We start from the raw sequence: 22844 nt of genomic DNA, 5'->3' as shown, positions 1-22844 counted from the left end.
TTGCGTGTCTGAACTTCACCGATTTCTTTTTGACGGCCAGCCCGTGCGCGGCGCCATCGTGCGCCTCACCGATGCCTGGACCGAAATGCTGCGCCGGCGCGCAGACAACACCGCTTCGGGCGCCTACCCCGTGCCCGTGGGCGAGCTGCTGGGCGAGATGGCGGCGGCCGGCGTGCTGATGCAGTCGGGCATCAAGTTCAACGGCGCGCTGGTGCTGCAGATTTTTGGCGACGGTCCGGTCAAGCTGGCCGTGGCCGAGGTCCAGTCCGACCTGAGCCTGCGCGCGACGGCCACGCTCAAGGGCGACGTGGCGGACGACGCCGCGCTCGGTGCGCTGGTCAACGTGGGTGGCGGCGGGCGCTGTGCCATCACGCTCGACCCCAAGGACAAGTTCCCGGGCCAGCAGCCCTACCAGGGGGTGGTGCCGCTGGTGGATGCCCAGGGGCGCAAGCTCGAGCGCCTGAGCGACGTGCTGTCGCACTACATGCTGCAGTCCGAGCAGCTCGACGCCACGCTGGTGCTGGCGGCCAACGACCGCGTCGCCGCGGGCCTGCTGGTGCAGCGCATGCCGGTCAAGGGCGAGGGCAACATTGCGGGCGGTGCGGCGCGGCGCGACGAGGAAGACCAGATCGGCCGCAACGAGGACTACAACCGCATCGCGCACCTGGCGGCCAGCCTGACGCGCGAGGAACTGCTCACGCTCGACGTGGAGACCATCCTGCGGCGCCTGTTCTGGGAAGAGAAGCTGCTGCGTTTCGAGCCCCAGCAAGGCGCCACCGGCCCGCGCTTTGCCTGCACCTGCAGCCGCGAGCGCGTGGGCCGCATGCTGCAAAGCCTGGGCGTGGAGGAGGCCGAGAGCATCCTGGCCGAGCAGGGCCGGATCGAGGTGGCGTGCGAATACTGCGGCAAGCAGTACCACTTCGATCCCGTGGATGCGGCGCAGATTTTCGCTGGCCCGCCCGTGCGCCAGCCGCCCGCGCCCTCGGCAGTGCAGTGACACCGGGCCGGCGTGGAGCGCGGCGTGCGCGCGGCACCGGCATCCCCGCACGGCTTGCTTTTTTGATCAAATAGCGTTGTAGCGCTGATGGATCAAGCGCTTGCAGCTATTGAAAAAATAGCATGCAGCGCGCTCTTTCGCCGTTCCGCATTGGCGGCGCCACCGGGCGGCGCATGCCGCGTCCGTTTCAGGGCGTGTACTGCACGAAGATTTCGTGCGGCTTGACCATGCCCAGCTCGCTGCGCGCCTTCTCCTCGACCATGTCGAGGCCTTCCTTGAGGTCGTGCACCTCGGACATGAGGCGCGCATTGGCGGCGCTGGCGCTGGCGTTGGCGGCTTTCTGCGCGGTGATCTGGCGCTGCATCTCCTGCACGCGCAGCACGCTGCCCCGCCCGAGCCAGAGCTGGGCGTGCAGTGCAGTCAGCAGGACCAACAGCACCAGGGTGACCAGGCGGGAGACCATGGCTTCGCAATACGGCTAGGCGCGGCGTTCGGCCAGCGGCGCGGCTCAGCGCAGGTTGTAGAACGCGCGGCGGCCGGGGTAGTGGGCGATGTCGCCCAGGTCTTCCTCGATGCGCAGCAGCTGGTTGTACTTGGCCATGCGGTCCGAGCGGCTCAGCGAGCCGGTCTTGATCTGCCCGGCGTTGGTGCCGACCGCGATGTCGGCGATGGTGCTGTCCTCGGTTTCGCCCGAGCGGTGGCTGATCACGGCGGTGTAGCCGGCGCGCTTGGCCATTTCGATGGCGGCGAAGGTCTCGGTCAGCGTGCCGATCTGGTTGATCTTGATCAGGATCGAGTTGGCAATGCCCTTGTCGATGCCTTCCTGCAGGATCCTGGTGTTGGTGACGAACAGGTCGTCGCCGACCAGCTGCACGTTCTTGCCCAGGCGCTCGGTGATGTGCTTCCAGCCGTCCCAGTCGCCCTCGTGCATCGCGTCCTCGATGCTGATGATCGGGTACTTGTCGCACCAGGTGGCCAGCATGTCGGTCCAGGCTTCGGCGCTGAGCGCCAGGCCTTCGCCGGCCAGGTGGTATTGGCCGTCCTTGTAGAACTCGCTGGCGGCGCAGTCCAGGGCCAGGGCGATCTGCTCACCGGCGGTGTAGCCGGCCGCGTCGATGGCCTGCAGGATCAGCTGGATGGCGGCTTCGTGGCTCTCCACGGAAGGCGCAAAGCCACCTTCGTCGCCCACGGCGGTGCTCATGCCCTTGTCGTGGATGATCTTCTTGAGCGCATGGAACACCTCGGCGCCCCAGCGCACGGCTTCGCGGAAGCTCGGCGCGCCCACGGGCACGATCATGAATTCCTGGATGTCGAGCGTGTTGTTGGCGTGCGCGCCACCGTTGATCACGTTCATCATGGGCACGGGCAGCTGCATGCCGCCCATGCCGCCGAGGTAGCGGTACAGCGGCAGGCCCGACTCTTCGGCAGCGGCGCGGGCCACGGCCATCGAGACGGCCAGCATGGCGTTGGCGCCCAGGCGGCTCTTGTTGTCGGTGCCGTCGAGGTCGATCAGGATCTTGTCGAGAAAGGCCTGCTCGGAGGCGTCCAGGCCCAGCACAGCCTCGGAGATCTCGGTGTTGATGTGCTCCACGGCCTTGAGCACGCCCTTGCCCAGGTAGCGGCCCTTGTCGCCGTCGCGCAGCTCGATGGCTTCGCGGCTGCCGGTGGAGGCGCCCGAGGGCACGGCCGCGCGGCCCATCACGCCCGATTCGAGCAGCACGTCGCATTCGACGGTGGGGTTGCCGCGGCTGTCCAGCACTTCGCGGCCTACGATGTCAACAATGGCACTCATGGTCTTCCTTGGGGAGTTTTTGAAAAGAAACTGGCACGTTATCGGGGCGCCAGTTTATTGATGAAAATAGCCTCTGGCGCAATGCTGGCGTGCGCTGGCAGCTATCAATAAAGGAATGGCTGCAGCGCCTGGCACGGCGGTCCGCAGCGCAGCGGGAACGTTATCAGACGCCTTCGACGCAGACCATGCGCATCACGGCAGCGCCTTCGCGCGCGGCCCTGGCTTTGCGGTACTCGGGCGTGTCGTGGAAGGCGCGGGCCGCCTCGAAGCTGGGGAACTTGAGGATCACGGTGCGGCCGGGATTCCAGTCGCCTTCGAGCACCTCGACCTTGCCGCCGCGCACGCACACCTCGGCGCCGTGCACGCGCATGGCCTCGGAGCTCCACTTGCGGTACTCCTCGTACTGCGTGGGGTTGGTGACGGTGACCGATGCGATGACGTAACCACTGCTCATGTCTTCAGGCTCCAAAGTTGTTTTCGAGGAATCCGTTTTTCTTGGTGACAGCGTCCAGGGCGACCAGCGTTTCCAGCAGCGCCTGCATGTGCTGCAGCGGCACGGCGTTGGGGCCGTCGCTCAGCGCCTTGGAAGGGTCGGGATGGGTCTCCATGAACAGCCCCGCCACGCCCACGGCCACGGCCGCACGCGCCAGCACCGGCACCATCTCGCGCTGGCCGCCGCTGGTGGTGCCCTGGCCGCCGGGCAGCTGCACGCTGTGCGTGGCGTCGAACACGACCGGCGCAGCGGTCTCGCGCATGATGGCCAGGCTGCGCATGTCGCTGACCAGGTTGTTATAGCCAAAGCTGGCGCCGCGCTCGCAGGCCATGAAGCTGTCCTCGGGAAGGCCGGCTTCGCGCGCTGCGGCGCGGGCCTTGTCGATCACGTTCTTCATGTCGTGCGGCGCGAGGAACTGTCCCTTCTTGATGTTCACCGGCTTGCCCGACTGCGCCACGGCGCGGATGAAGTCGGTCTGGCGGCACAGGAAGGCAGGCGTCTGCAGCACGTCGACGACCTGGGCGGCCGCGGCGATGTCGTCCTCGGTGTGCACATCGGTGAGCACCGGCACGTTCAGTTCGCGGCGGATCTTGGCCAGGATCTCCAGGCCCTTGTCGCGGCCGGGGCCCCGAAAGCTGGTGCCGGACGACCGGTTGGCCTTGTCGAAACTGCTCTTGAAGATGAACGGGATGCCCAGGCTGGCGGTGATCTCCAAAAGCCGCCCCGCCACGTCCATCTGCAGCTGCTCGGACTCGATCACGCAGGGGCCCGCGATCAGGAAGAAGCGCTGGTCGAGGCCGACGTCAAAGCCGCAGAGTTTCATGCTGGCACCTCTTGGGGGTGGGCGGCCGCAGCGGGCGCGGGCTTCTGGTGGGCGATGGCGGCCTTGATGAAGGCGTTGAACAGCGGGTGGCCGTCCCACGGGGTCGACTTGAACTCGGGGTGGAACTGCACGCCCATGAACCACGGGTGCACGGCCTGGGGCAGCTCGACGATTTCGGTCAGGTGCTCGCGCTGGGTCAGCGCCGAGATCACCAGCCCCGCCTTGCGCAGCTGCTCAAGGTAGTTCACGTTGGCTTCGTAGCGGTGGCGGTGGCGCTCGGTCACCACGCTGCCGTAGATGCGGTGCGCCAGCGTGCCCGGTTCCACGTCCGAGCTTTGCGCGCCCAGGCGCATGGTGCCGCCGAGGTCGGAGTTGGCGTCGCGCGTCTGGATGGAGCCGTCCGCGTCCTTCCACTCGTTGATCAGTGCGATCACCGGGTACGGGGTGGCGGGGTCGAATTCGGTGGAGTTGGCGCCCTCGAGGCCGGCCACATGGCGGGCGTACTCGATGGTGGCGACCTGCATTCCCAGGCAGATGCCGAGGTAGGGCACCTTGTGCTCGCGGGCGTACTGGGCCGTGCTGATCTTGCCCTCGACGCCGCGCGAACCGAAGCCACCGGGCACGAGGATGGCGTCGTACTGCGCGAGCTTCTCGGCGGCATGGCCTTCGATGGTCTCGGAGTCGATGTGGTCGATCTTCACGCGCACATGGTTCTGCATGCCGGCGTGGCGCAGCGCCTCGTTGACCGACTTGTAGCTGTCCGACAGCTCGACGTATTTGCCCACCATGGCAATGCGCACTTCGCCTTGCGGGCTTTCGGTCTCGTGCACGAGCGCGTCCCAGCGCTTGAGGCTGGTGGGCGGCGTGTTCAGGCGCAGCTTATCGCAGATCAGGCCGTCGAGGCCCTGCTCGTGCAGCATGCGCGGCACCTTGTAGATGGTGTCCACGTCCCACATGGAGATCACGCCCCATTCCTGCACGTTGGTGAACAGCGAGATCTTTTCGCGCTCTTCCGACGGCACGGGGTGGTGCGCACGGCACAGCAGGGCGTCGGGCTGGATGCCGATCTTGCGCAGCTCCTGCACCGTGTGCTGGGTGGGCTTGGTCTTGAGCTCGCCGGCCGTGGCAATCCAGGGCAGGTAGGTCAGGTGCACGAAGGCGGTGTTGTTGGGGCCCATGCGCAGGCTCATCTGGCGCACGGCTTCAAGGAAAGGCAGCGATTCGATGTCCCCCACCGTGCCGCCGATCTCGACGATGGCCACATCGACCGCGTCGGGCGTGTCCATCCCGGCACCGCGCTTGATGAATTCCTGGATCTCGTTGGTGACGTGCGGAATCACCTGCACCGTCTTGCCGAGGTAGTCGCCGCGGCGCTCTTTCTCGAGCACCGACTGGTAAATCTTGCCGGTGGTGAAGTTGTTCGACTTCTTCATGCGCGTTTCAATGAAACGCTCGTAATGGCCCAGGTCGAGGTCGGTTTCGGCGCCGTCGTCGGTCACGAAAACTTCGCCGTGCTGGAATGGCGACATGGTGCCCGGGTCCACGTTGATGTACGGGTCGAGCTTGATGAGGGTGACTTTGAGGCCCCGCGATTCGAGGATCGCGGCAAGGGAGGCTGAGGCGATTCCCTTGCCCAGGGAAGACACCACACCGCCGGTGACGAAGACAAATTTGGTCATGTCATTTATAGGTGGTGGGAAATTGGGATTATAGGTGTCACCCCTGCGGGCCTGCCGGCCGCCGCACGCTTGGCCCCATGGCAGCGTCTGCTAAATTGCAGGCCATGAATGAGCTTGCTGGCAAACACGTGCTTCTGGGCCTCAGCGGAGGGGTCGCTTGTTACAAATCGGCCGAACTGTGCCGCCTGTTGATCAAGGAGGGCGCCACCGTGCAGGTGGTCATGACCGAGGCCGCCGAGCGCTTTATCACGCCCGTGACGATGCAGGCGCTGTCGGGCCGGCCCGTGTACGGATCGCAGTGGGACGCGCGCGAGTCCAACAACATGCCGCACATCAACCTGGGCCGCGAGGCCGATGTGGTCCTGATCGCTCCCTGCAGCGCCGACTTCGTGGCACGGCTGGCGCAGGGCCGGGCCGACGAGCTGCTGAGCCTGCTGTGCCTGGCGCGGCCGCAAGAGCGCGTGCCGCTGCTGCTGGCGCCGGCCATGAACCGTGAAATGTGGGCGCACCCGGCCACGCAGCGCAACCTGGCGCAGGTCGCCGCGGACGGCGCCGCGGTGCTGGCCGTGGGCCACGGCGACCAGGCCTGCGGCGAGACCGGCGACGGGCGCATGCTCGAGCCCGCCGAACTGCTCGAAGAAACCATCGCCTTTTTGACGCCCAAGCGCCTGGCGGGGCAGAAGGTCCTGGTCACCGCCGGCCCGACGTTCGAAGCCATCGACCCGGTCCGAGGCATCACCAACCATTCGAGCGGCAAGATGGGCTTTGCGATTGCGCGCGCGGCGCGCGAGGCTGGCGCCGAGGTCACGCTGGTGGCCGGCCCGGTGCACCTGCCCACGCCGCGCGGCGTCCACCGCGTGGACGTGCAATCTGCACAAGAAATGCTCGAAGCGGTTATCCCGCGTGCGCAGACAGCTACCGTATTCATAGCAACTGCCGCGGTGGCCGACTGGCGGCCGGCCTCGCAGTCGCAGCAGAAGATCAAGAAGGATGGCTCGGGCCGGACGCCGGTGCTCGGCTTTGTCGAGAACCCCGACATCCTGGCGACCGTGGCGCAGTCGCAGCATGCGCTGGTCGGCGACCTGTTTTGCGTCGGTTTTGCCGCCGAGAGCCACGACCTGCTCGCGCACGCCAGCGCCAAGCGCGCGCGCAAGGGCGTGCCGCTGCTGGTAGGCAACATCGGCCCGGCCACCTTTGGCCTGGACGACAACGCGCTGCTGCTGGTCGACGCGCAAGGCCACCGCGAGCTGCCGCGTGCTTCCAAGCGTGCGCTGGCGCGGCAGCTGGTGGAAGACCTGGCCACCCGCCTGCCACCCCGCCCCGCGGCCTGACGGGAGCGCGCATGGCCGCACCGTCGCCATCCCGCTGGGACCCGCCCGCTGACGGGGACTTTGCGCGCTATGTGGAGCAGCTGATGGCGCAGCAGGCTGCGGCCCTGGGCGCTGCCACCCGGGCCAGCAAGCCGCACCACGGCCTGGACGAAACCGCCCGCGGTGCGTCGGCGCACCCCGCCGCGCATGCGCCCGCCGGCATGGTCCGCCCCGATGGCTCAGACAAGGTGGTGGGCCGCCCCCCGCATGCCAGTCCCGCTGCGGCACTGTCTGGCATGTCGGCCGAATGGGTGCGGCGGCTGCGTCCGATCGCTATCGCCTGGCCTTGGCTGGTGGCGTTCCAGGCGCTGGCCCTGTTCGCTTGGGGGCGGGGGTCGCTGTGGGCACTGCTGGCCACCGCGCTGGCCGGCTGGGGTGTGCGTTCGGCGCAGGCGCTGTTGGCGAGGTTACAGTCGCGGTCCCCGGTCCATGCACCCATGGACATTGCCGTCGCCATCGACCGCTTGCAGCAGAGGCTGCGCGAGCGGACGCGACACGCCGCAAAGACCCCCACAAGCCATGAAAATTGATCTCAAAATTCTCGATGCGCGCCTGGCGCAGCAACTGCCCGCCTATGCCACGCCCGGCAGCGCCGGCCTCGATTTGCGCGCCTGTCTGGACGCGCCGCTCACGCTCGAGCCCAATGCCTGGCAGCTGGTGCCCACCGGCATCGCCATCTACCTCAAAGACCCCGGCTATGCCGCGCTGATCCTGCCGCGCTCGGGCCTGGGCCACAAGCACGGCATCGTGCTGGGCAACCTGGTCGGGCTCATCGACAGCGACTACCAGGGGCAGCTCATGGTCAGCGCCTGGAACCGCAGCGGCGCGCCGTTCACGCTCGAGCCGATGGAGCGCCTGGCCCAGTTGGTGATCGTGCCGGTGGTGCAGGCCCGGTTCAACGTGGTGAGCGAATTTCCCGCCACCCTGCGCGGCGAAAACGGCTACGGCTCCACCGGCAAGGCCTGAGCCTGTAGGCCCCGGCCCACCGGGGCGCGGCGTTCTGGCCGACCTGAGGGCCCGCCATCGCCCGGCGCGGGGAATGCATGGGGTCTGCTGAAATCGGTCTCTCGTGCCACCTGCCGGGAGTCCTCCCGCTGGCGGCACCCTCACAAGGAGTTTGTCATGCACACCACCATCACCCGCGGCGCCCATGTGGCCGCATCCGTCCTGCTGCTGGGCACGTTGGCAGCCTGCGCACCGTATCCCGCCCAGTCGCCGGTCTATCAGCAACCGTCATACCCGCAAACCTCTTATCCCCAGCAGCCTGCCTATCCCTCGGGCGGATACCAGACATATCCCGCACAGCAGGGCGCGCCGGTCGGCACCGAGTACGGCCGGGTGGCAAACATCGAGCTGCTGCAACCGCAGGCGCAGCAACGCGGCCAGACCTCGGGCGGCGGGGCCTTGCTGGGTGCGGTGGTGGGCGGTGTGCTGGGCAACCAGATCGGCGGCGGCAGCGGGCGTGCCGCGGCTACGGCCGTGGGCGCCCTGGGAGGCGCCGTGGTGGGCAATACGGTGGAAGGCCGCAACAATGCCGCCAATGCGGGCAGCTATGACCAGGCCTATCGCATCACCATCCAGCTGGACCAGGGCGGGCTGCGCGCCTATGACGTGAGTTCGCCGGGCGACCTGCACATAGGCGACCGGGTGCGCCTCTACAACGGCCAGATTTCTCGCATGTGATCGCGAGGCGGGTGCGGGGGGGGGGGCTGCCCCGTCCCCGTCGCCACAGATGCGCTCAGTGCAGCAGGTCGTTGCCTGGCGCGTGGGGTTCGATGCGGAAGAAACCTGTGCCGGCGGTGCCGCTGCCAATTTCTTCTTCGGTCGCCTCGCGCACGCCGCATACGGTGAGGTGCAGGCGGATGGCGATGCCCGCCAGCGGGTGGTTTCCGTCCAGCACCACATGGTCGGGGTAAATCTCCGACACCGTGTAGAGCGCCTCGCGAGGCGCGTCAGGGTTGCAGCCGGCGGGCAGGGCGTTGCCGTCGAAGGTCATGCCTTCCTCCAGCTCGGCGGGGAAGAGAGCGCGCGGTTCCAGAAACAGCAGCTGGTCGTTGTAGTCACCGAATGCCTCTTCGGGCTCGATGTGCAGCGAGAGCTTGTCGCCGATGGTGTGGCCCTGCAGCGCCTCCTCGATGCGCGCCAGCAGGTCGTCGCCTCCGACCAGGAACTCCACCGGCTCTGCCAGCACGTCCAGTTCCTCGCCGAGGGTGTCTTTGAGGGTCCACGTCAGTGCGACCACACATTGTTCTGTAATTTCCATAGGAGAATTGTCGCAGTTTGACCAACAGCCCTTCTTGTGGGGCCGATAAGTTTCCATGGACATCCACCATCCCCTGGCCCTTCTGGGCGGATTGACGCCAACGCAGTTCATGCGCCGCCACTGGCAGAAGAAACCCCTGCTGGTGCGCCAGGCGATCCCCGGCTTCCAGCCCGCGCTTTCGCGGGCACAGCTGTTTGCGCTGGCGGGGCAGGAGGGCGTGGAGTCGCGCCTGGTGCAGCAGATCGGTGCGGCATGGAAGCTGCAGCACGGCCCGCTGCCGCGCCGCGCGCTGCCGCCGCTGCAGCGCCCCGATTGGACGCTGCTGGTGCAAGGGGCGGACCTGCATGACAACGGCGTGCATGCGCTGATGCAGCAGTTTCGCTTTGTGCCCGATGCCCGGCTCGATGACCTGATGATCAGCTATGCCAGCGATGGCGGCGGCGTGGGGCCGCACTTCGACAGCTACGACGTGTTCCTGCTGCAGGCCCATGGGCGCCGGCGCTGGCGCATCGGCCGGCAGAAGGACCTGAGCCTGCGCGACGACGTTCCGCTGAAAATTCTCGCGCACTTCGAGCCCGAGGAAGAGTACGTGCTGGAGCCCGGCGACATGCTCTATCTGCCCCCGCGCTGGGCGCACGACGGCATTGCCGAGGGCGAGTGCATGACCTATTCGGTGGGCTTTCGCGTGCCCGAACGCACCGATCTCGCGCAGGAGCTGCTGGTGCGGCTGGCCGATGGCGACGACGGCGAAGGCGGGGCGCCGCTGCTCTACCGCGACGCCCAGCAGGCCGCCGTGGCACAGCCGGGCGAGATTCCGCTGGCCCTGCAGGATTTTGCCCGCGCCGCCCTGCAGCGCGCGCTCGCGCAGCCGCGCGTGCTGGAGCGTGCGCTGGGCGAGTACCTGACCGAGCCCAAAGCCAATGTCTGGTTCGAGCCGGGGCCGGACGGCGTCATGCTGGAAGAGTTGGCGCTGGACCGGCGCACGCGCATGCTGTACGACGCAGACCATGTCTTCATCAACGGCGAGAGCTACCGCGCCGCCGGGCGCGATGCTCGGTTGATGCGCCAACTGGCCGACCAGCGCAGGCTGCAGGCGCACGAGCTGGCGCAGGCCAGCGACGGCGCGCTCGAACTGCTCTCGTCCTGGTGCGATGCCGGCTGGGCGCACGCCCACCCCTCTGGCGAAGCCCGCTGACATGCCCGTATCACCGAACCTGTACGAGGGGTTGGAGGCTCCACTGCCCCAGGGCCGGTTCAGTGGGCGCACGCAATTCCAGCAACGGGTGCGCGATGCGTTTGCCACCGCCGCCCGCGAGGGGTGGCGCGAGATCACCATCAGCGATGCGAATTTTCACGACTGGCCGCTGGGCGAGCGAGCGGTGGCCGACGCGCTGCAGGCATGGTCCCGCACGGGGCGGCGCTTCAACGTGCTGGCGCGCAGCTACGACGAGGTGGTGCGGCGCCACGCCCGCTTCGTGTCCTGGCGCCGCACCTGGGACCACATCGTGACCTGCCGTGCCAGCGCTGCGGCGGACCAGCTGGACATTCCCAGCGCCATCTGGTCGCCGGGCTGGACGCTGCAGCGGTGGGACCCGGAGCGCTGCACTGGCATCAGCGGCAGCGAGCCCGAGCGGCGTGTCCTGCTGGGCGAGGCACTGGGCGGATGGCTGCGCAACAAGAGCGCACCGGGCTTTCCGGCCAGCACATTGGGGTTGTAGGCTGCCCCTGCGGAAAAGCGTCCGATGCACGCAACGTTTGGTAGCAGCAAGGGGGCGTCAGTGTTAGTCAGGATTGACGAATTCCCAATATAATCATCGATCGAGTAGAAAACGCGCGTTGCGCAAACTCTGCCAGAGCGTAGCCTAGCTGCAAGAGCGCTGGCGTTGTGGCATCCAATTTTTTGTACGTCCACCAAGGAAACCTGAAATGAACAAGACCCTCGTCCTGGCCTCCCTGATCGCTGTCGCCGCCCTCGCTGCCTGCGGCAAGAAGGAAGAGCCCGTTTCTGCGCCTGCACCTGCTCCCGTCGAAGTGCCCGCACCTGCACCCGCACCCGCAGAAGCTCCTGCCGCTGCACCCGCTGCCGATGCCACCGCTCCTGCGGCCGCTGCTGCTGACGACGCTGCCAAGGCTGCTGCTGAAGCTGCCGACGCTGCCAAGGCTTCTGCCGACGCTGCTGCAGCAGCCGCTGCTGCACCTGCCCCTGCTTCCAAGTAAGTCGCAGCGGTCCGGGCGCCAGGCCTCTGCGGCTGGCGCTCTGGCACAAACCCCGCACCCCTTTGGGTCGGGGTTTTTTTTCGCCAGTGCGCAAGGGGCATCAGCCTAAGGGCACGCTCAGCCAGTCGGTGCCGGACAGCGGATGGGCAATGCCGATGTCCGAGGGACTCCAGCCCATGGCAGCGGCGAGGGCTGCCTGTACCAGCTCGGCGCGGTTGTTTTGGGCACTCAGGTGCGCCCCGACCACGCATTGCAGTCCGGGATGGCACACCGCACGCAGGATGTCCGCTGCGGCGGCATTCGCAAGGTGACCATAGGCGCCGCCCACCCGGCGCTTGAGGAAGGCTGGATACCGCGACGCCTCCAGCAACTCGGGATCGTGGTTCGATTCCAGCAGCAAGGCATGGCAGCCTGCGAGTTCGCGCAGTACGTGGTCGGAGGCATGGCCCAGATCGGTCACCACGCCCAGGTGCGATGCGCCGTCGCTGCAGCGCAGCTGCAGGGGCTCGCGCGCATCGTGCGGCACGGTGAAGGGCCGGGCCTCGAAGCTTCCGAGGTCGATGGCCTCGCCGTCGCAGGCGAGGTGGAGCAGGCCGTCGAACTCGGGCTCGCCCAACGCGGCATACGTGCCCGCACTCATCCAGACGGGGATGCGCTCGCGCAGGGCGAGCGCCCGCGCGCAGCCGATGTGGTCCGAGTGCTCGTGGGTGACGAAAAGGGCGTCGATCTGGTCCAGCGCCAGACCCGCCAGCCCCAGGCGGGCCTGCAGCTGGCGCAGCCCCAAGCCGCAGTCGACCAGCAGGCGCTGCACCAGGGCGCCGCTGCGCCCCTCGACCACGGTGGCATTGCCTGAGCTGCCGCTGCCCAGGCTCCTGAAGCGCAGCATGGCGCCGCGCTTTACTTCAGGTCGGCGGCGAGAACGCGCACGATGCTTTGGGCATTGGCCGAGGTTTCCGGCGCACCGGCCGCATTGAGCACCGACACCGTGCTGGCATTGCCTTCGCTGCGCACCACCACGCGGTACTTGAGCGGGGGCGTCGCACCCTTGGAGCCAAACAGCTTGCTGAAGAAGCCTTCTTTCTCCTTGTCGGTGCCCGGTGCCACGTAGCGCACGAAATACACGCCCTGGCTGCGGTCGCGGTCTTCGACGGTGAAGCCGGTGCGGTCCAGGGCCAGCCCGATGCGGCGCCAGGCGCGGTCAAAGCCCTCATCGAGTTGCAGCACCGGGGCGCCACCCACACTGGCAATGCGCGCGCTGGGCGGCAGTTGCACCGGCGCGGCCGCAATCGCCTTGGATTGCTCTTCGCTCACGCCGAGCTTGACCATCAGGCGGCGCAGGAATTCGGTTTCCAGCTCGGGGCTCACCGGGCGCGGCTGCCAGATGGTGCTGTCCTTGGCTGCGCTGGTGTAGACCTCGACCATGCCGCGGTGGCTGATGTAGATCTCGGTGCTGCCGTCGGCAGCGCGTTCCAGGCGGGTGCGGAACTTGTCGCGCTCGCCGGTGGAATACAGCGACTCGAACACCTTGCCAAGCGTCGAGCGGATGATGTCCTGCGGCAGCTTGGCGCGGTTTTCGGCCCAGTCGGTTTCCATGATGCCGACGTTGGACTGGTCGAGCGCGAGCGTGAAGCCGTTCTCGGTCCAGAACTCGCGCACCGGGTCCCAGAGCTGGTCGGCGGGGCGCTTGACGACCAGCCAGCGCTGGTTGCCGTCGCGCTCGATGCGCACGTCGCCCAGCGCGGCGGCGGCCGCAGTGCTGGTGGCCGACGGCTGGGCGGCCTGGCCGGCCTGCAGCGCGTTGGCAGACACCACGCCGCCCGGAACCGTGTAGCGGCTCTCGCGCGAGAGTTGTTGCAGGTCGGGCGGCACTTCGAGGGTGGGGCCTTTGGTGGCACTCTTGTAGTCGATTTTTTCGCCATCCAGCGCCGAACAGGCGGACAGCGCAATGGTCAGGCCCAGCAGGCCCAGTCGTGCAGTAGGGTTCACGCAGAAATCCTTGGAAATGCGGACAAGAGCGAAGGGTGTGTCAGAGCAGGCCGCTGTCGCGCAGCGCGCCTTCGACCACGGCTTCGTTGTGGGGGGCGAGCGGCGTCATGGGCAGGCGCATGGTGCCGCCGCACAGGCCCATGCGGGCCATGGCCCACTTGAGGGGGATGGGGTTGGCCTCGATGAACAGGTTCTTGTGCACGGGCATCAGCTGGAACTGGATCTCTATGGCGCGGCGCACGTCGCCGGCCAGGGCGGCCTGGCACAGCTGGCTCATCAGGCGCGGCGCCACGTTGGCGGTGACGCTCACGTTGCCATGGCCGCCGCACAGCATCAGCGCGACGGCGGTGGGGTCGTCGCCCGAGTACACGGCGAAGTTTTTCGGTAGGTCGCGGATCAGCCACTGCGCGCGCTCGATGTTGCCCGTGGCCTCCTTGATGCCGATGATGCCCGGCACCTGCGCCAGGCGCAGCACGGTGTCGTGCTGCATGTCGGCCACCGAGCGGCCGGGCACGTTGTAGAGCACGGTGGGCAGGTCGCCCGTGGCCTCGGCGATGGCCTTGAAGTGCTGGTACTGGCCCTCTTGCGTGGGCTTGTTGTAGTAGGGCACGACCTGCAACTGGCTGTCGGCGCCGACCTTCTTGGCGAACCGGGCCAGCTCGATGGCTTCGGCGGTGGAGTTGGCACCGCAGCCGGCCATGATGGGCACGCGCTTGGCGGCCTGCTCGACGCTGACGCGGATGATCTCGCAGTGCTCCTCGACGTTGACCGTGGGGGACTCGCCCGTGGTGCCCACCACGCCGATGCAGTCGGTGCCTTCGGCAATGTGCCAGTCGATCAGTTTGCGCAGGGCGGGGTAGTCCACGCTGCCATCCGCGTGCATGGGGGTGGCGAGGGCGACGATGCTGCCGGTGAGGGGGGCGCTAGGTAGGGTCATGTCCGCAGTGCAAAACGGTAAAAGGGCATTCTAACTAGAGCCGCCGGCCAGCCCGTGGCGCGCGGGCGCAGCGGCCTCGGAGGTGGCCCGCACGGCGGCGATGCGCTGCACGAAGCGCGCGGGCGCGTCCAGGTAGCCGTCTTCGTAGGCCACCACGCGCAGGCCTGCGCAGGTGGCGAGCAGCTCGCCTGGCTGGAGCAGAAAGTCCGGGCGCGAGGGCCTGCCGACGGTTTCGTTGCCGCTGGCAAAGGTCTCGCAGAGCAGCACGCCGCCTGGCGCCACGCTGGCGACCAGCGTGGGCCACAGCGGCCGCCAGAGGTAGTTCGTCACCACCACGGCGCCGAACTGGCGTCCGGCAAACGGCCAGGGGCCGTTCTCGATGTCGGCGCAGACCGCCTCGCCCACGGCCGCCGCGGCCTCGGCGGCTTGCGGTGCACGGTCCACGCCCGTGACCGGGTGGCCGCGCAGGGCAAACCAGCGCAGGTGGCGGCCCAGGCCGCAGGCGACGTCGAGCACCGGGGCGCCGGGCGGCACCAGATGCGACCAGCGCCGCACCCAGTCGGAAGGGGTTTCAGAGCCGTGCATGCAGGTCCTTACTATTGTTTATGTAGCTGCCAGCGCTTTATGGATAAGCGCTGGAGGCTGTTTTCATGGGAAATGCGTCAGAAGCAGGCCCACATCTGGTCTGCGAGCATCACCATGAAGCCGGGCTCGGAATACAGCGCAAACACCGCGAGCGACGCCGCCAGCGCGAGCACGCCCAGCCCCCAGCCGCGCCAGGCGGGGCGGCGGGCGTGCGGGGCGGTGGGCAGGCGGTCGGTGGACATGTCAGGCGGGCAGCGGGGCGGTGCGCTGGATGGCGTGCTCCTTGACCGGCAGGTTGATCAGCCCGGCCACGACGCCGAGCACGATCGCGAGGATCCAGACGGTATCGTAGCTGCCGGTGCGGTCGTACAGGTAGCCGCCCAGCCACACTCCCATGAAGCTGCCCAGCTGGTGGCTGAAGAACACGAAGCCGCCGAGCATCGACAGGTGCTGCACGCCAAAGATCTGCGCAATGGTGGCATTGGTCGGCGGCACCGTGGACAGCCACAAGGCGCCCATCACGGCGGAGAAGATGTAGACGCTGGCGGGCGTCAGCGGCGCCAGCAGGAAGATGCCGATGACCACGGCACGCGCGAAGTAGATGAACGCCAGGATGTTGCGCTTGGGCATGCGCTGGCCCAGCGTGCCGGCGATGTAGGTGCCGAACACGTTGAACAGGCCGATCAGCGCCAGCGCATAGCTGGCGACCTGGGGCGACAGGCCGTGGTCCTTGAGGTAGCTGGGCATGTGCACGCCGATGAACACCACCTGGAAGCCGCAGACAAAGTAGCCTGCCGTCAGCAGCAGGAAGCTGGGGTAGCGGAAGGCCTCGGCCAGCGCCTGGCCCACCGTCTGGGCGCGGCGCACGGGCGCCGTGCCCTTGAAGCCCGGCTCGCGCAGGCCGAACGCCAGCGGCACCACCAGCAGCACCATCAACGCCAGGGCCAGCAGGGCGTCCTGCCAGCCCAGGCGCGTGATCAGAAAGCCCTCGACGGGCACCATCAGGAACTGGCCGAACGAGCCTGCGGCCGCGGCCACGCCCATGGCCCACGAGCGGCGCTCGGGCGCAATCTGGCGCCCCAGCACGCCATAGATCACCGCATAGGTGGTGCCGGCCTGGGCCGCTCCGATCAGCACCCCGGCCGTGAGCGCAAACAAGGTGGTGCTGGGCGACAGCGCCATGCCCGCCAGGCCCAGCGCATAGAGCAGCGCGCCGCCGACGAGCACGCGAAAGGCGCCGAAGCGGTCGGCCACCATGCCGGCGAAGATGCCCATGACGCCCCACGACAGGTTCTGGATCGCCAGCGCCAGCGCAAACGATTGCCGCGTCCAGCCCATCTCCTGCGTGATCGGCTGCAGCCACAGGCCAAAGCCGTGGCGGATGCCCATGGACAGGGTGACGATGGCGGCGCCGCAGGCCAGCACCTGGAACATCGAAAGTTTGCGCGGTTCGGTTTGCATCGGGCGAATGTAGCCAATTGCGTCGGGGTTTGCTTGACGCCTGCATGACGCGTGCACGCCCCGGGGGCCGGGCCGGGACGGCCCACGGGCCTGTCTTTATATCCAGCTATTGCGGCAGCGCAGCACTACAATCCGCCACCATGGCAGCCAAACCCACCCCCATAACCCCCCCCGAATATTCCGAAAGCTCGATCCGCGTGCTCAAGGGCCTGGAGCCCGTCAAGCAGCGCCCGGGCATGTACACGCGCACCGACAACCCGCTGCACATCATCCAGGAAGTGCTCGACAACGCTGCCGACGAGGCGCTCGCCGGGCATGGCAAGAAGATCCGCGTCACGCTGCACACCGATGGCTCGGTCAGCGTGGACGACGACGGCCGCGGCATCCCGTTCGGCATGCACCCCGAAGAACAGGCCCCCGTGGTCGAGCTGGTGTTCACGCGCCTGCACGCCGGCGGCAAATTCGACAAGGGCAAGGGCGGCGCCTACAGCTTCTCGGGCGGCCTGCACGGCGTCGGCGTGTCGGTGACGAACGCGCTCTCGCAGCGCATGGAGGTGACCAGCCACCGCGAAGGCCAGGTCGCCACTCTGGTGTTTTCAGCGGGCGATGTGATCGAGCCGCTGGCCCTGCGTGCCCAGGGCCCGGGCGACCGCCGCCAGGGCACGAGCGTGCGCGCCTGGCCCGACGCCAAGTACTTCGAATCGGCCCACCTGCCCATGGCCGAGCTGACGCACCTGCTGCGCAGCAAGGCGGTGCTGATGCCCGGCGTGTCGGTCACGCTCACGGTCGAGAAAACGCGCGAGGTCCAGACCTGGCAGTACAAGGGCGGCCTGCGCGACTACCTGATGCAGACGCTGGTCACCGACCCCGTGATCCCGCTGTTCGAGGGCGAGGGCTTTGCCGACAGCGGCCACGACAGCTTCGCGGAAGGCGAGGGCGCCGCCTGGTGCGTGGCCTTCACCGAAGAGGGCGCGCCGGTGCGCGAGAGCTATGTCAACCTGATCCCCACCAGTGCCGGCGGCACGCACGAGAGCGGCCTGCGCGACGGCCTGTTCCAGGCCGTCAAGAGCTTCATCGAACTGCATAGCCTTTTACCGAAGGGCGTCAAGCTCATGCCGGAAGACGTGTTTGCGCGCGCCAACTACGTGCTCTCGGCCAAGGTGCTCGATCCGCAGTTCCAGGGCCAGATCAAGGAGCGGCTGAACTCGCGCGACGCCGTGCGCCTGGTGTCGAGCTTCGTGCGCCCCGCGCTCGAGCTCTGGCTGCACCAGCATGTGGAGTACGGCAAGCGGCTGGCCGAACTCGCGATCAAGGCCGCGCAGTCGCGCCAGAAGGCCGGCCAGAAGGTCGAGAAGCGCAAGGGATCGGGCGTGGCCGTGCTGCCGGGCAAGCTCACCGACTGCGAAAGCCGCGACCTCGCCTACAACGAGGTCTTCCTGGTCGAGGGCGACTCGGCCGGCGGCAGCGCCAAGATGGGCCGCGACAAGGAAACCCAGGCCGTGCTGCCGCTGCGCGGCAAGGTGCTCAACACCTGGGAGGTCGAGCGCGACCGGCTGTTCGCGAACAACGAGATCCACGACATCGCCGTGGCCATCGGCGTCGACCCGCACGGGCCCAACGACACCCCCGACCTTTCGGGCCTGCGCTACGGCAAGATCTGCATCCTCAGCGACGCCGACGTCGACGGCTCGCACATCCAGGTGCTGCTGCTGACGCTGTTCTTCCGCCATTTCCCCAAGCTCATCGAGACCGGCCATGTCTATGTGGCGCGGCCGCCGCTGTTCCGCGTCGATGTGCCGGCGCGCGGCAAGAAGCCTGCCGCCAAGATGTACGCGCTCGACGAGGGCGAGCTCACCGCCATCCTCGATAAGTGCGCCAAGGACGGCGTGGCGCGCGAGAAATGCGCCATCAGCCGCTTCAAGGGCCTGGGCGAGATGAACGCCGAGCAGCTCTGGGAGACCACGCTCAACCCCGACACGCGGCGCCTGCTGCCGGTGCAGCTGGGCGCGCTCGACTTCGCGGCCACCGAGGGCCTGATCACCAAGCTCATGGGCAAGGGCGAAGCCGGCGCGCGGCGCGAGCTGATGGAGCTGCACGGCGACAGCGTGGAAGTCGATATTTAAGTGTTTTTGGCCTCCAGCCCTTACTGGGTAAGCGCTGATAGCTATCAAAAATAGAGTGATCAATCTGGTGGCCCGGCCCCGCGCCGCGCGCCAACGACGGAATGCCCCGCATGAGTGACCAACCCACCCTCGAATTTTCTGCCCCCGAAACGCCCGACGAGCCGGGCCTGGGCACCTACGCCCAGCGCGCCTACCTCGAATACGCCCTGAGCGTGGTCAAGGGCCGCGCCCTGCCCGATGTGTGCGACGGCATGAAGCCCGTGCAGCGGCGCATCCTGTATGCGATGGAGCGCATGGGCCTGGGCCACTCGGGCAACACCGCGCCCAAGCCGGTCAAGAGCGCGCGCGTGGTCGGCGACGTGCTCGGGCGCTTCCACCCGCACGGCGACCAGTCGGCCTACGACGCGCTGGTGCGCATGGCACAGGACTTCTCGCAGCGCTACCCGCTGATCGACGGCCAGGGCAACTTCGGCTCGCGCGACGGCGATGGCGCAGCGGCCATGCGCTACACCGAGGCGCGGCTGTCCAAGATCACCAGCCTGCTCACGGGCGAGATCGACGAAGGCACCGTCGACTTCATTCCCAACTACGACGGCTCCACCGTCGAGCCGCGCCAGCTGCCGGCGCGCCTGCCGTTCACGCTGCTCAACGGCGCCAGCGGCATCGCCGTGGGCCTGGCCACCGAAATCCCCAGCCACAACCTGCGCGAGGTGGCCGATGCCTGCGTGGCGCTGATCAAGAACCCGCAGTTGTCCGAGGCGGACCTGCTGGCGCTGGTGCCCGGCCCCGACTACCCCGGCGGCGGCCAGATCATCAGCGCCGCCAGCGACATCGCCGATGCCTACCGCAGCGGCCGCGGCAGCCTGAAGGTGCGCGCGCGCTGGAAGATCGAAGAGCTGGCGCGCGGCCAGTGGCAGCTGGTCGTGACCGAGCTGCCGCCCGGCGTGAGCACACAAAAGGTGCTCGAGGAAATCGAGGAGCTGACCAACCCCAAGATCAAGACCGGCAAGAAGGCGCTCACGCAGGAGCAGACGCTGCTCAAGGCCAGCGTGCTGGCCGTGCTCGACGTGGTGCGCGACGAGTCGAGCAAGGACGCGCCCGTGCGCCTGGTGTTCGAGCCCAAGACCGGCAAGACGCCGCAGCAGGAGTTGATCACGGCGCTGCTCGCGCACACCAGCCTGGAGACGTCGTCGTCCATCAACCTCACCATGGTCGGCATCGATGGCAAGCCGGTGCAGAAGTCGCTGCGCCGCATGCTCGAAGAGTGGATCGCGTTCCGCCAGGGCACGATCACGCGGCGCTCGCAGCACCGTTTAACCAAGGTGCTGGACCGCATCCATATCCTCGAAGGGCGGCAGACCGTGCTGCTCAACATCGACGAGGTCATCGCGATCATCCGCGCCGCCGAGGAGCCCAAGGCGGCGCTGATCGCGCGCTTTGCCCTGAGTGAGCGCCAGGCCGAGGACATCCTTGAAATCCGCCTGCGCCAGCTCGCGCGGCTCGAAGCCATCAAGATCGAGCAGGAGCTCAAGGACCTGCGCGAGAGCCAGGGCAAGCTCGAGGAAATCCTAGGTAGCCCGGCCGCGCTGCGCCGCCTGATGACCAAGGAAATCGAGCAGGACGCCAAGCAGTTCGCCGACGCGCGCCGCACCCTGATCCAGGCCGAGAAGAAGGCCGTGGTCGAGGTCAAGGTGGTCGATGAGCCGGTCACCGTCGTGGTGTCGCAAAAAGGCTGGGTGCGCGCGCGCAACGGCCACGGCCACGAGGCCGCCAGCTTCGCCTTCAAGGCCGGCGACGGGCTGTATGGCACGTTCGAGTGCCGCACCGTCGACACCTTTCTGGTGTTCGGCAGCAATGGCCGCGTGTATTCGGTGCTGGTGGCGCAACTGCCCGGCGCGCGCGGCGACGGCCAGCCCGTGACCACGCTGATCGAGCTCGAGCCCGGCAGCCAGATCGCGCACTACTTTGCCGGCCCGCCCGCCGCCACGCTGCTGCTGGCCAGCACCGGAGGCTACGGCTTCCTGGCGACGGTGGAGGCCATGGTCTCGCGCAACAAGAGCGGCAAGGCCTTCCTCAGCCTCGGCGAGGGCGAGGCCGTGTGCGCACCCTCGCACGCAGCGCACACCAGCGGCAGCGCGCCGCTCGCCGCCGCCACGCATGTGGCCTGCGCATCGGTGGGCGGGCGCATCCTGACCTTTGAAATCAGCGAACTCAAGCGCATGGACAAGGGCGGGCGCGGCCTGATGCTGATCGACCTGGAGGCCAAGGACCAGCTCGCGGGCGCGACGGCCTACACGCGCAGCATCCGCATCGAGGGCGTGGGGCGCGGCGGCAAGCCGCGCGAAGAAACGCTGGAGATCCGCTCGCTCAACAACGCCCGCGCTGCGCGGGGGCGCAAGGGCAAGGCGGCGGATCTGGGCTTCAAGCCGGCTTCGGTGGTGCGCGTGGAATAGACAGACCTTTGATCTAGCGCAAGGGCGTGTCGGGCGGCTTGGGTGTAATGGCGGGTTGACTAGCGACGACTTTTACATGTCGACATAACAAAAAGGCCCCCGATGAAGCAACTCCGCATTGCCCACAAGCTGTGGTTGTCCGTCCTTGCCATCGTGTTGCTGCTGGCCGCTGTGCTGGGGTGGGCCGGCCTGCGGTCGGCCCAGGTGCAGGCCGAGAGCGACACGGCCACTGCGGCGATGGCACGGCGCGTGGAAGCCGCCATCCGCTGGGCGGGCCTGACGGAGACCAACGCCGCGCGCACCCAGGCGGTCATCGTCAGCAGCGACCCGAGGGTCGAGACGGTGTTCCAGGACGCGATGGCGGCCACCACCGCGCAAATCGGTGAGGTGCAGAAATCGATCGAGGCCATGGCGCTGGCGCAGGCCGACCGGGCGCAGATGGCCAAGGTGGCTGCGGCCCGCAAGGCCATGGCCGATGCGCGCACGCAGGCCCGCCAGCTCAAGGCCGGCGGCCAGCACGACGAGGCCATCGCGTTCGTGGAGAACACCTACAACCCGGCGTCGGCCGCCTACCTGCAAACCCTGCGCGACTTCGTGGAAATGCAGCACCAGGCAGCGCAAGCCCAGCAGCAGAGCATCGCCGCCTCGCGCACCGCGACGCTGCAAATCGCCGCCGCGGCGGTGGCCCTGGTGCTGCTGGCCGTCGCGGCGGGAGCGTTCCTGCTCATCCGCAGCATCCAACAGCCGCTGGCGCAGGCCAACGCACTGGCCGCGCGCATTGCCGGGGGCGACCTGAGCGCGCGCAACGAGGTGGGCCGGGGCGACGAGTTTGGCGAGTTGCTGCACTCGCTCTATGCCATGAGCGCCTCGCTTGGGCGCATGGTGCACCAGGTGCGCCAGAGCACCGACAGCATCGCCGTGGCCAGCTCCGAGATCGCCAGCGGCAATCACGACCTGTCGGCGCGCACCGAGCAGACCTCGAGCAACCTGCAGGAAACCGCTGCCGCCATGGAGCAGTTCACCAGCACCATCGCGCAAAGCGCCAGCAGCGCACAGCAGGCCAGCAGCCTGGCAGCGGGTGCCTCGGGCGTGGCGCGGCGCGGCGGCGAGGTGGTGGCCCAGGTCGTGGCCACCATGGAAGAGATCAACGACAGCAGCCGCAAGATCTCCGACATCATCGGTGTGATCGACGGCATCGCCTTCCAGACCAACATCCTGGCGCTCAACGCCGCGGTGGAGGCCGCGCGCGCGGGCGAGCAGGGCCGCGGCTTTGCGGTGGTGGCCAGCGAGGTGCGCAGCCTGGCGCAGCGCAGCGCCGAGGCTGCCAAGGAAATCAAGAACCTCATCGGCGTGTCGGTCGACAAGGTGGGCGCAGGCACGCGCCTGGTCTCGGACGCCGGCACCACCATGGGCGACATCGTGCAGTCGGTGCAGCGCGTGACCGACATGATCGGCGAGATCACTGCCGCATCGACCGAGCAGAGCGCGGGCATCTCGCAGGTCAACCAGGCCGTGGGCCACCTGGACCAGATGACGCAGCAAAACGCCGCGCTGGTCGAGCAAAGCACGGCGGCGGCGCAAAGCCTGCGCGAGCAGGCCCAGCAGCTCACGCAGGTCGTGGCGATGTTCAAGATCCAGGAGTCGGCCGTGGGCGCCAGCGTGCCG

At 68.0% G+C, this 22844-nt stretch carries 23 protein-coding genes; 11 read left to right on the top strand and 12 right to left on the bottom strand.

Annotated elements, in window-relative coordinates:
* Positions 1 to 4: 4 nt before the first annotated feature.
* Positions 5 to 997 (top strand): Hsp33 family molecular chaperone HslO, encoded by a 993-nt coding sequence (locus B2J89_RS12025; RefSeq protein WP_169169327.1) that lies wholly within the window; start codon positions 5 to 7, stop codon positions 995 to 997.
* Between the two features lie 187 nt (positions 998 to 1184).
* Here B2J89_RS12025 and ftsB read toward each other — a convergent pair whose 3' ends face one another.
* From ftsB to B2J89_RS12000, 5 genes are all read right to left on the bottom strand, one after another.
* Positions 1185 to 1460, bottom strand: coding sequence for a cell division protein FtsB (gene ftsB, locus B2J89_RS12020; protein WP_169169326.1), 276 nt, complete (start codon positions 1458 to 1460; stop codon positions 1185 to 1187).
* 45 nt (positions 1461 to 1505) lie between these two features.
* Positions 1506 to 2789: a phosphopyruvate hydratase gene (gene eno / locus B2J89_RS12015; protein WP_169169325.1), complete on the bottom strand. Its 1284-nt coding sequence runs from the start codon at positions 2787 to 2789 to the stop codon at positions 1506 to 1508.
* 163 nt (positions 2790 to 2952) lie between these two features.
* Entirely contained in the window at positions 2953 to 3243 is a 291-nt protein-coding gene (locus tag B2J89_RS12010) for a DUF1330 domain-containing protein (protein WP_169169324.1), read from the bottom strand.
* 4 nt (positions 3244 to 3247) lie between these two features.
* Complete coding sequence (kdsA, locus tag B2J89_RS12005) at positions 3248 to 4105, bottom strand: 3-deoxy-8-phosphooctulonate synthase (RefSeq protein ID WP_169169323.1); 858 nt, start codon at positions 4103 to 4105, stop codon at positions 3248 to 3250.
* The gene (locus B2J89_RS12000) at positions 4102 to 5784 is read right to left on the bottom strand and encodes a CTP synthase (protein ID WP_169169322.1); all 1683 of its coding nucleotides are present in this window, start codon (positions 5782 to 5784) and stop codon (positions 4102 to 4104) included. Before B2J89_RS12000 ends, kdsA begins: the two co-directional genes overlap by 4 nt.
* Before the next feature lie 104 nt (positions 5785 to 5888).
* On the opposite strand from B2J89_RS12000, the gene coaBC reads away from it, so the two are divergent.
* The 4 genes from coaBC to B2J89_RS11980 all read left to right on the top strand — a co-directional run bounded on the left by coaBC (position 5889) and on the right by B2J89_RS11980 (position 8837).
* Entirely contained in the window at positions 5889 to 7115 is a 1227-nt protein-coding gene (gene coaBC, locus B2J89_RS11995; protein WP_169169321.1) for a bifunctional phosphopantothenoylcysteine decarboxylase/phosphopantothenate--cysteine ligase CoaBC, read from the top strand.
* Between the two features lie 11 nt (positions 7116 to 7126).
* Entirely contained in the window at positions 7127 to 7684 is a 558-nt protein-coding gene (locus tag B2J89_RS11990) for a hypothetical protein (RefSeq protein ID WP_169169320.1), read from the top strand.
* On the top strand, positions 7674 to 8120 hold the full coding sequence (dut, locus tag B2J89_RS11985; RefSeq protein ID WP_169169319.1) for a dUTP diphosphatase: 447 nt from the start codon (positions 7674 to 7676) through the stop codon (positions 8118 to 8120). The genes B2J89_RS11990 and dut overlap by 11 nt, the downstream gene beginning before the upstream one ends.
* 156 nt (positions 8121 to 8276) lie before the next feature.
* Positions 8277 to 8837, top strand: coding sequence for a glycine zipper 2TM domain-containing protein (locus tag B2J89_RS11980; RefSeq protein ID WP_169169318.1), 561 nt, complete (start codon positions 8277 to 8279; stop codon positions 8835 to 8837).
* Between the two features lie 55 nt (positions 8838 to 8892).
* On the opposite strand, the gene B2J89_RS11975 is transcribed toward B2J89_RS11980, so the two are convergent.
* Positions 8893 to 9417, bottom strand: coding sequence for a peptidylprolyl isomerase (locus tag B2J89_RS11975; protein WP_169169317.1), 525 nt, complete (start codon positions 9415 to 9417; stop codon positions 8893 to 8895).
* 55 nt (positions 9418 to 9472) lie between these two features.
* Here B2J89_RS11975 and B2J89_RS11970 point away from each other — a divergent pair, with 55 nt between their 5' ends.
* The 3 genes from B2J89_RS11970 to B2J89_RS11960 all read left to right on the top strand — a co-directional run bounded on the left by B2J89_RS11970 (position 9473) and on the right by B2J89_RS11960 (position 11634).
* Positions 9473 to 10612, top strand: a complete 1140-nt coding sequence (locus tag B2J89_RS11970) for a cupin domain-containing protein (protein WP_169169316.1) — start codon at positions 9473 to 9475, stop codon at positions 10610 to 10612.
* Between the two features lies 1 nt (position 10613).
* Positions 10614 to 11135 carry a hypothetical protein gene (locus B2J89_RS11965; protein ID WP_169169315.1) on the top strand — a complete coding sequence of 174 codons (522 nt, stop codon included), beginning with the start codon at positions 10614 to 10616 and terminating at the stop codon, positions 11133 to 11135.
* 208 nt (positions 11136 to 11343) lie between these two features.
* A complete protein-coding gene (locus B2J89_RS11960) occupies positions 11344 to 11634 on the top strand; it encodes a hypothetical protein (protein WP_169169314.1) in 291 nt (96 codons plus the stop codon).
* A gap of 100 nt (positions 11635 to 11734) precedes the next feature.
* Here the strand turns inward: B2J89_RS11960 and B2J89_RS11955 are convergent, their stop codons facing one another.
* The 6 genes from B2J89_RS11955 to B2J89_RS11930 form a co-directional block, all read right to left on the bottom strand.
* Positions 11735 to 12520, bottom strand: a complete 786-nt coding sequence (locus tag B2J89_RS11955) for an MBL fold metallo-hydrolase (RefSeq protein WP_169169313.1) — start codon at positions 12518 to 12520, stop codon at positions 11735 to 11737.
* An 11-nt stretch (positions 12521 to 12531) separates the two neighbouring features.
* On the bottom strand, positions 12532 to 13620 hold the full coding sequence (bamC, locus tag B2J89_RS11950; protein ID WP_169169312.1) for an outer membrane protein assembly factor BamC: 1089 nt from the start codon (positions 13618 to 13620) through the stop codon (positions 12532 to 12534).
* Between the two features lie 40 nt (positions 13621 to 13660).
* A complete protein-coding gene (dapA, locus tag B2J89_RS11945; protein ID WP_169169311.1) occupies positions 13661 to 14557 on the bottom strand; it encodes a 4-hydroxy-tetrahydrodipicolinate synthase in 897 nt (298 codons plus the stop codon).
* Between the two features lie 30 nt (positions 14558 to 14587).
* Positions 14588 to 15142: a bifunctional 2-polyprenyl-6-hydroxyphenol methylase/3-demethylubiquinol 3-O-methyltransferase UbiG gene (locus B2J89_RS11940; protein WP_169169310.1), complete on the bottom strand. Its 555-nt coding sequence runs from the start codon at positions 15140 to 15142 to the stop codon at positions 14588 to 14590.
* Positions 15143 to 15219: 77 nt separating this feature from the next.
* On the bottom strand, positions 15220 to 15384 hold the full coding sequence (locus tag B2J89_RS11935) for a hypothetical protein (RefSeq protein WP_169169305.1): 165 nt from the start codon (positions 15382 to 15384) through the stop codon (positions 15220 to 15222).
* Position 15385: 1 nt separating this feature from the next.
* Entirely contained in the window at positions 15386 to 16603 is a 1218-nt protein-coding gene (locus B2J89_RS11930; protein ID WP_169169309.1) for an MFS transporter, read from the bottom strand.
* A gap of 140 nt (positions 16604 to 16743) precedes the next feature.
* On the opposite strand from B2J89_RS11930, the gene B2J89_RS11925 reads away from it, so the two are divergent.
* The 3 genes from B2J89_RS11925 to B2J89_RS11915 all read left to right on the top strand — a co-directional run.
* Positions 16744 to 18726: a DNA topoisomerase IV subunit B gene (locus tag B2J89_RS11925; protein ID WP_169169308.1), complete on the top strand. Its 1983-nt coding sequence runs from the start codon at positions 16744 to 16746 to the stop codon at positions 18724 to 18726.
* 110 nt (positions 18727 to 18836) lie between these two features.
* The gene (gene parC / locus B2J89_RS11920; RefSeq protein WP_169169307.1) at positions 18837 to 21179 is read left to right on the top strand and encodes a DNA topoisomerase IV subunit A; all 2343 of its coding nucleotides are present in this window, start codon (positions 18837 to 18839) and stop codon (positions 21177 to 21179) included.
* Between the two features lie 102 nt (positions 21180 to 21281).
* A partial coding sequence (locus B2J89_RS11915) for a methyl-accepting chemotaxis protein (protein WP_169169306.1) occupies positions 21282 to 22844 on the top strand: 1563 nt, incomplete at its 3' end.

The organism is Acidovorax sp. SRB_24, assembly GCF_012931925.1.
Note: the sequence above shows the minus strand (reverse complement) of the source record. Positions and strands in the feature narration are given on the sequence as shown.

Bases quoted from the DNA above. Each gene is read 5' to 3' on its own strand.
- ftsB (WP_169169326.1), bottom strand. From the start codon at position 1,460: ATGGTCTCCCGCCTGGTCACCCTGGTGCTGTTGGTCCTGCTGACTGCA.
- eno (WP_169169325.1), bottom strand. From the start codon at position 2,789: ATGAGTGCCATTGTTGACATCGTAGGCCGCGAAGTGCTGGACAGCCGC.
- B2J89_RS12010 (WP_169169324.1), bottom strand. From the start codon at position 3,243: ATGAGCAGTGGTTACGTCATCGCATCGGTCACCGTCACCAACCCCACG.
- kdsA (WP_169169323.1), bottom strand. From the start codon at position 4,105: ATGAAACTCTGCGGCTTTGACGTCGGCCTCGACCAGCGCTTCTTCCTG.
- B2J89_RS12000 (WP_169169322.1), bottom strand. From the start codon at position 5,784: ATGACCAAATTTGTCTTCGTCACCGGCGGTGTGGTGTCTTCCCTGGGC.
- coaBC (WP_169169321.1), top strand. From the start codon at position 5,889: ATGAATGAGCTTGCTGGCAAACACGTGCTTCTGGGCCTCAGCGGAGGG.
- B2J89_RS11990 (WP_169169320.1), top strand. From the start codon at position 7,127: ATGGCCGCACCGTCGCCATCCCGCTGGGACCCGCCCGCTGACGGGGAC.
- dut (WP_169169319.1), top strand. From the start codon at position 7,674: ATGAAAATTGATCTCAAAATTCTCGATGCGCGCCTGGCGCAGCAACTG.
- B2J89_RS11980 (WP_169169318.1), top strand. From the start codon at position 8,277: ATGCACACCACCATCACCCGCGGCGCCCATGTGGCCGCATCCGTCCTG.
- B2J89_RS11975 (WP_169169317.1), bottom strand. From the start codon at position 9,417: ATGGAAATTACAGAACAATGTGTGGTCGCACTGACGTGGACCCTCAAA.
- B2J89_RS11970 (WP_169169316.1), top strand. From the start codon at position 9,473: ATGGACATCCACCATCCCCTGGCCCTTCTGGGCGGATTGACGCCAACG.
- B2J89_RS11965 (WP_169169315.1), top strand. From the start codon at position 10,614: ATGCCCGTATCACCGAACCTGTACGAGGGGTTGGAGGCTCCACTGCCC.
- B2J89_RS11960 (WP_169169314.1), top strand. From the start codon at position 11,344: ATGAACAAGACCCTCGTCCTGGCCTCCCTGATCGCTGTCGCCGCCCTC.
- B2J89_RS11955 (WP_169169313.1), bottom strand. From the start codon at position 12,520: ATGCTGCGCTTCAGGAGCCTGGGCAGCGGCAGCTCAGGCAATGCCACC.
- dapA (WP_169169311.1), bottom strand. From the start codon at position 14,557: ATGACCCTACCTAGCGCCCCCCTCACCGGCAGCATCGTCGCCCTCGCC.
- B2J89_RS11940 (WP_169169310.1), bottom strand. From the start codon at position 15,142: ATGCACGGCTCTGAAACCCCTTCCGACTGGGTGCGGCGCTGGTCGCAT.
- B2J89_RS11935 (WP_169169305.1), bottom strand. From the start codon at position 15,384: ATGTCCACCGACCGCCTGCCCACCGCCCCGCACGCCCGCCGCCCCGCC.
- B2J89_RS11930 (WP_169169309.1), bottom strand. From the start codon at position 16,603: ATGCAAACCGAACCGCGCAAACTTTCGATGTTCCAGGTGCTGGCCTGC.
- B2J89_RS11925 (WP_169169308.1), top strand. From the start codon at position 16,744: ATGGCAGCCAAACCCACCCCCATAACCCCCCCCGAATATTCCGAAAGC.
- parC (WP_169169307.1), top strand. From the start codon at position 18,837: ATGAGTGACCAACCCACCCTCGAATTTTCTGCCCCCGAAACGCCCGAC.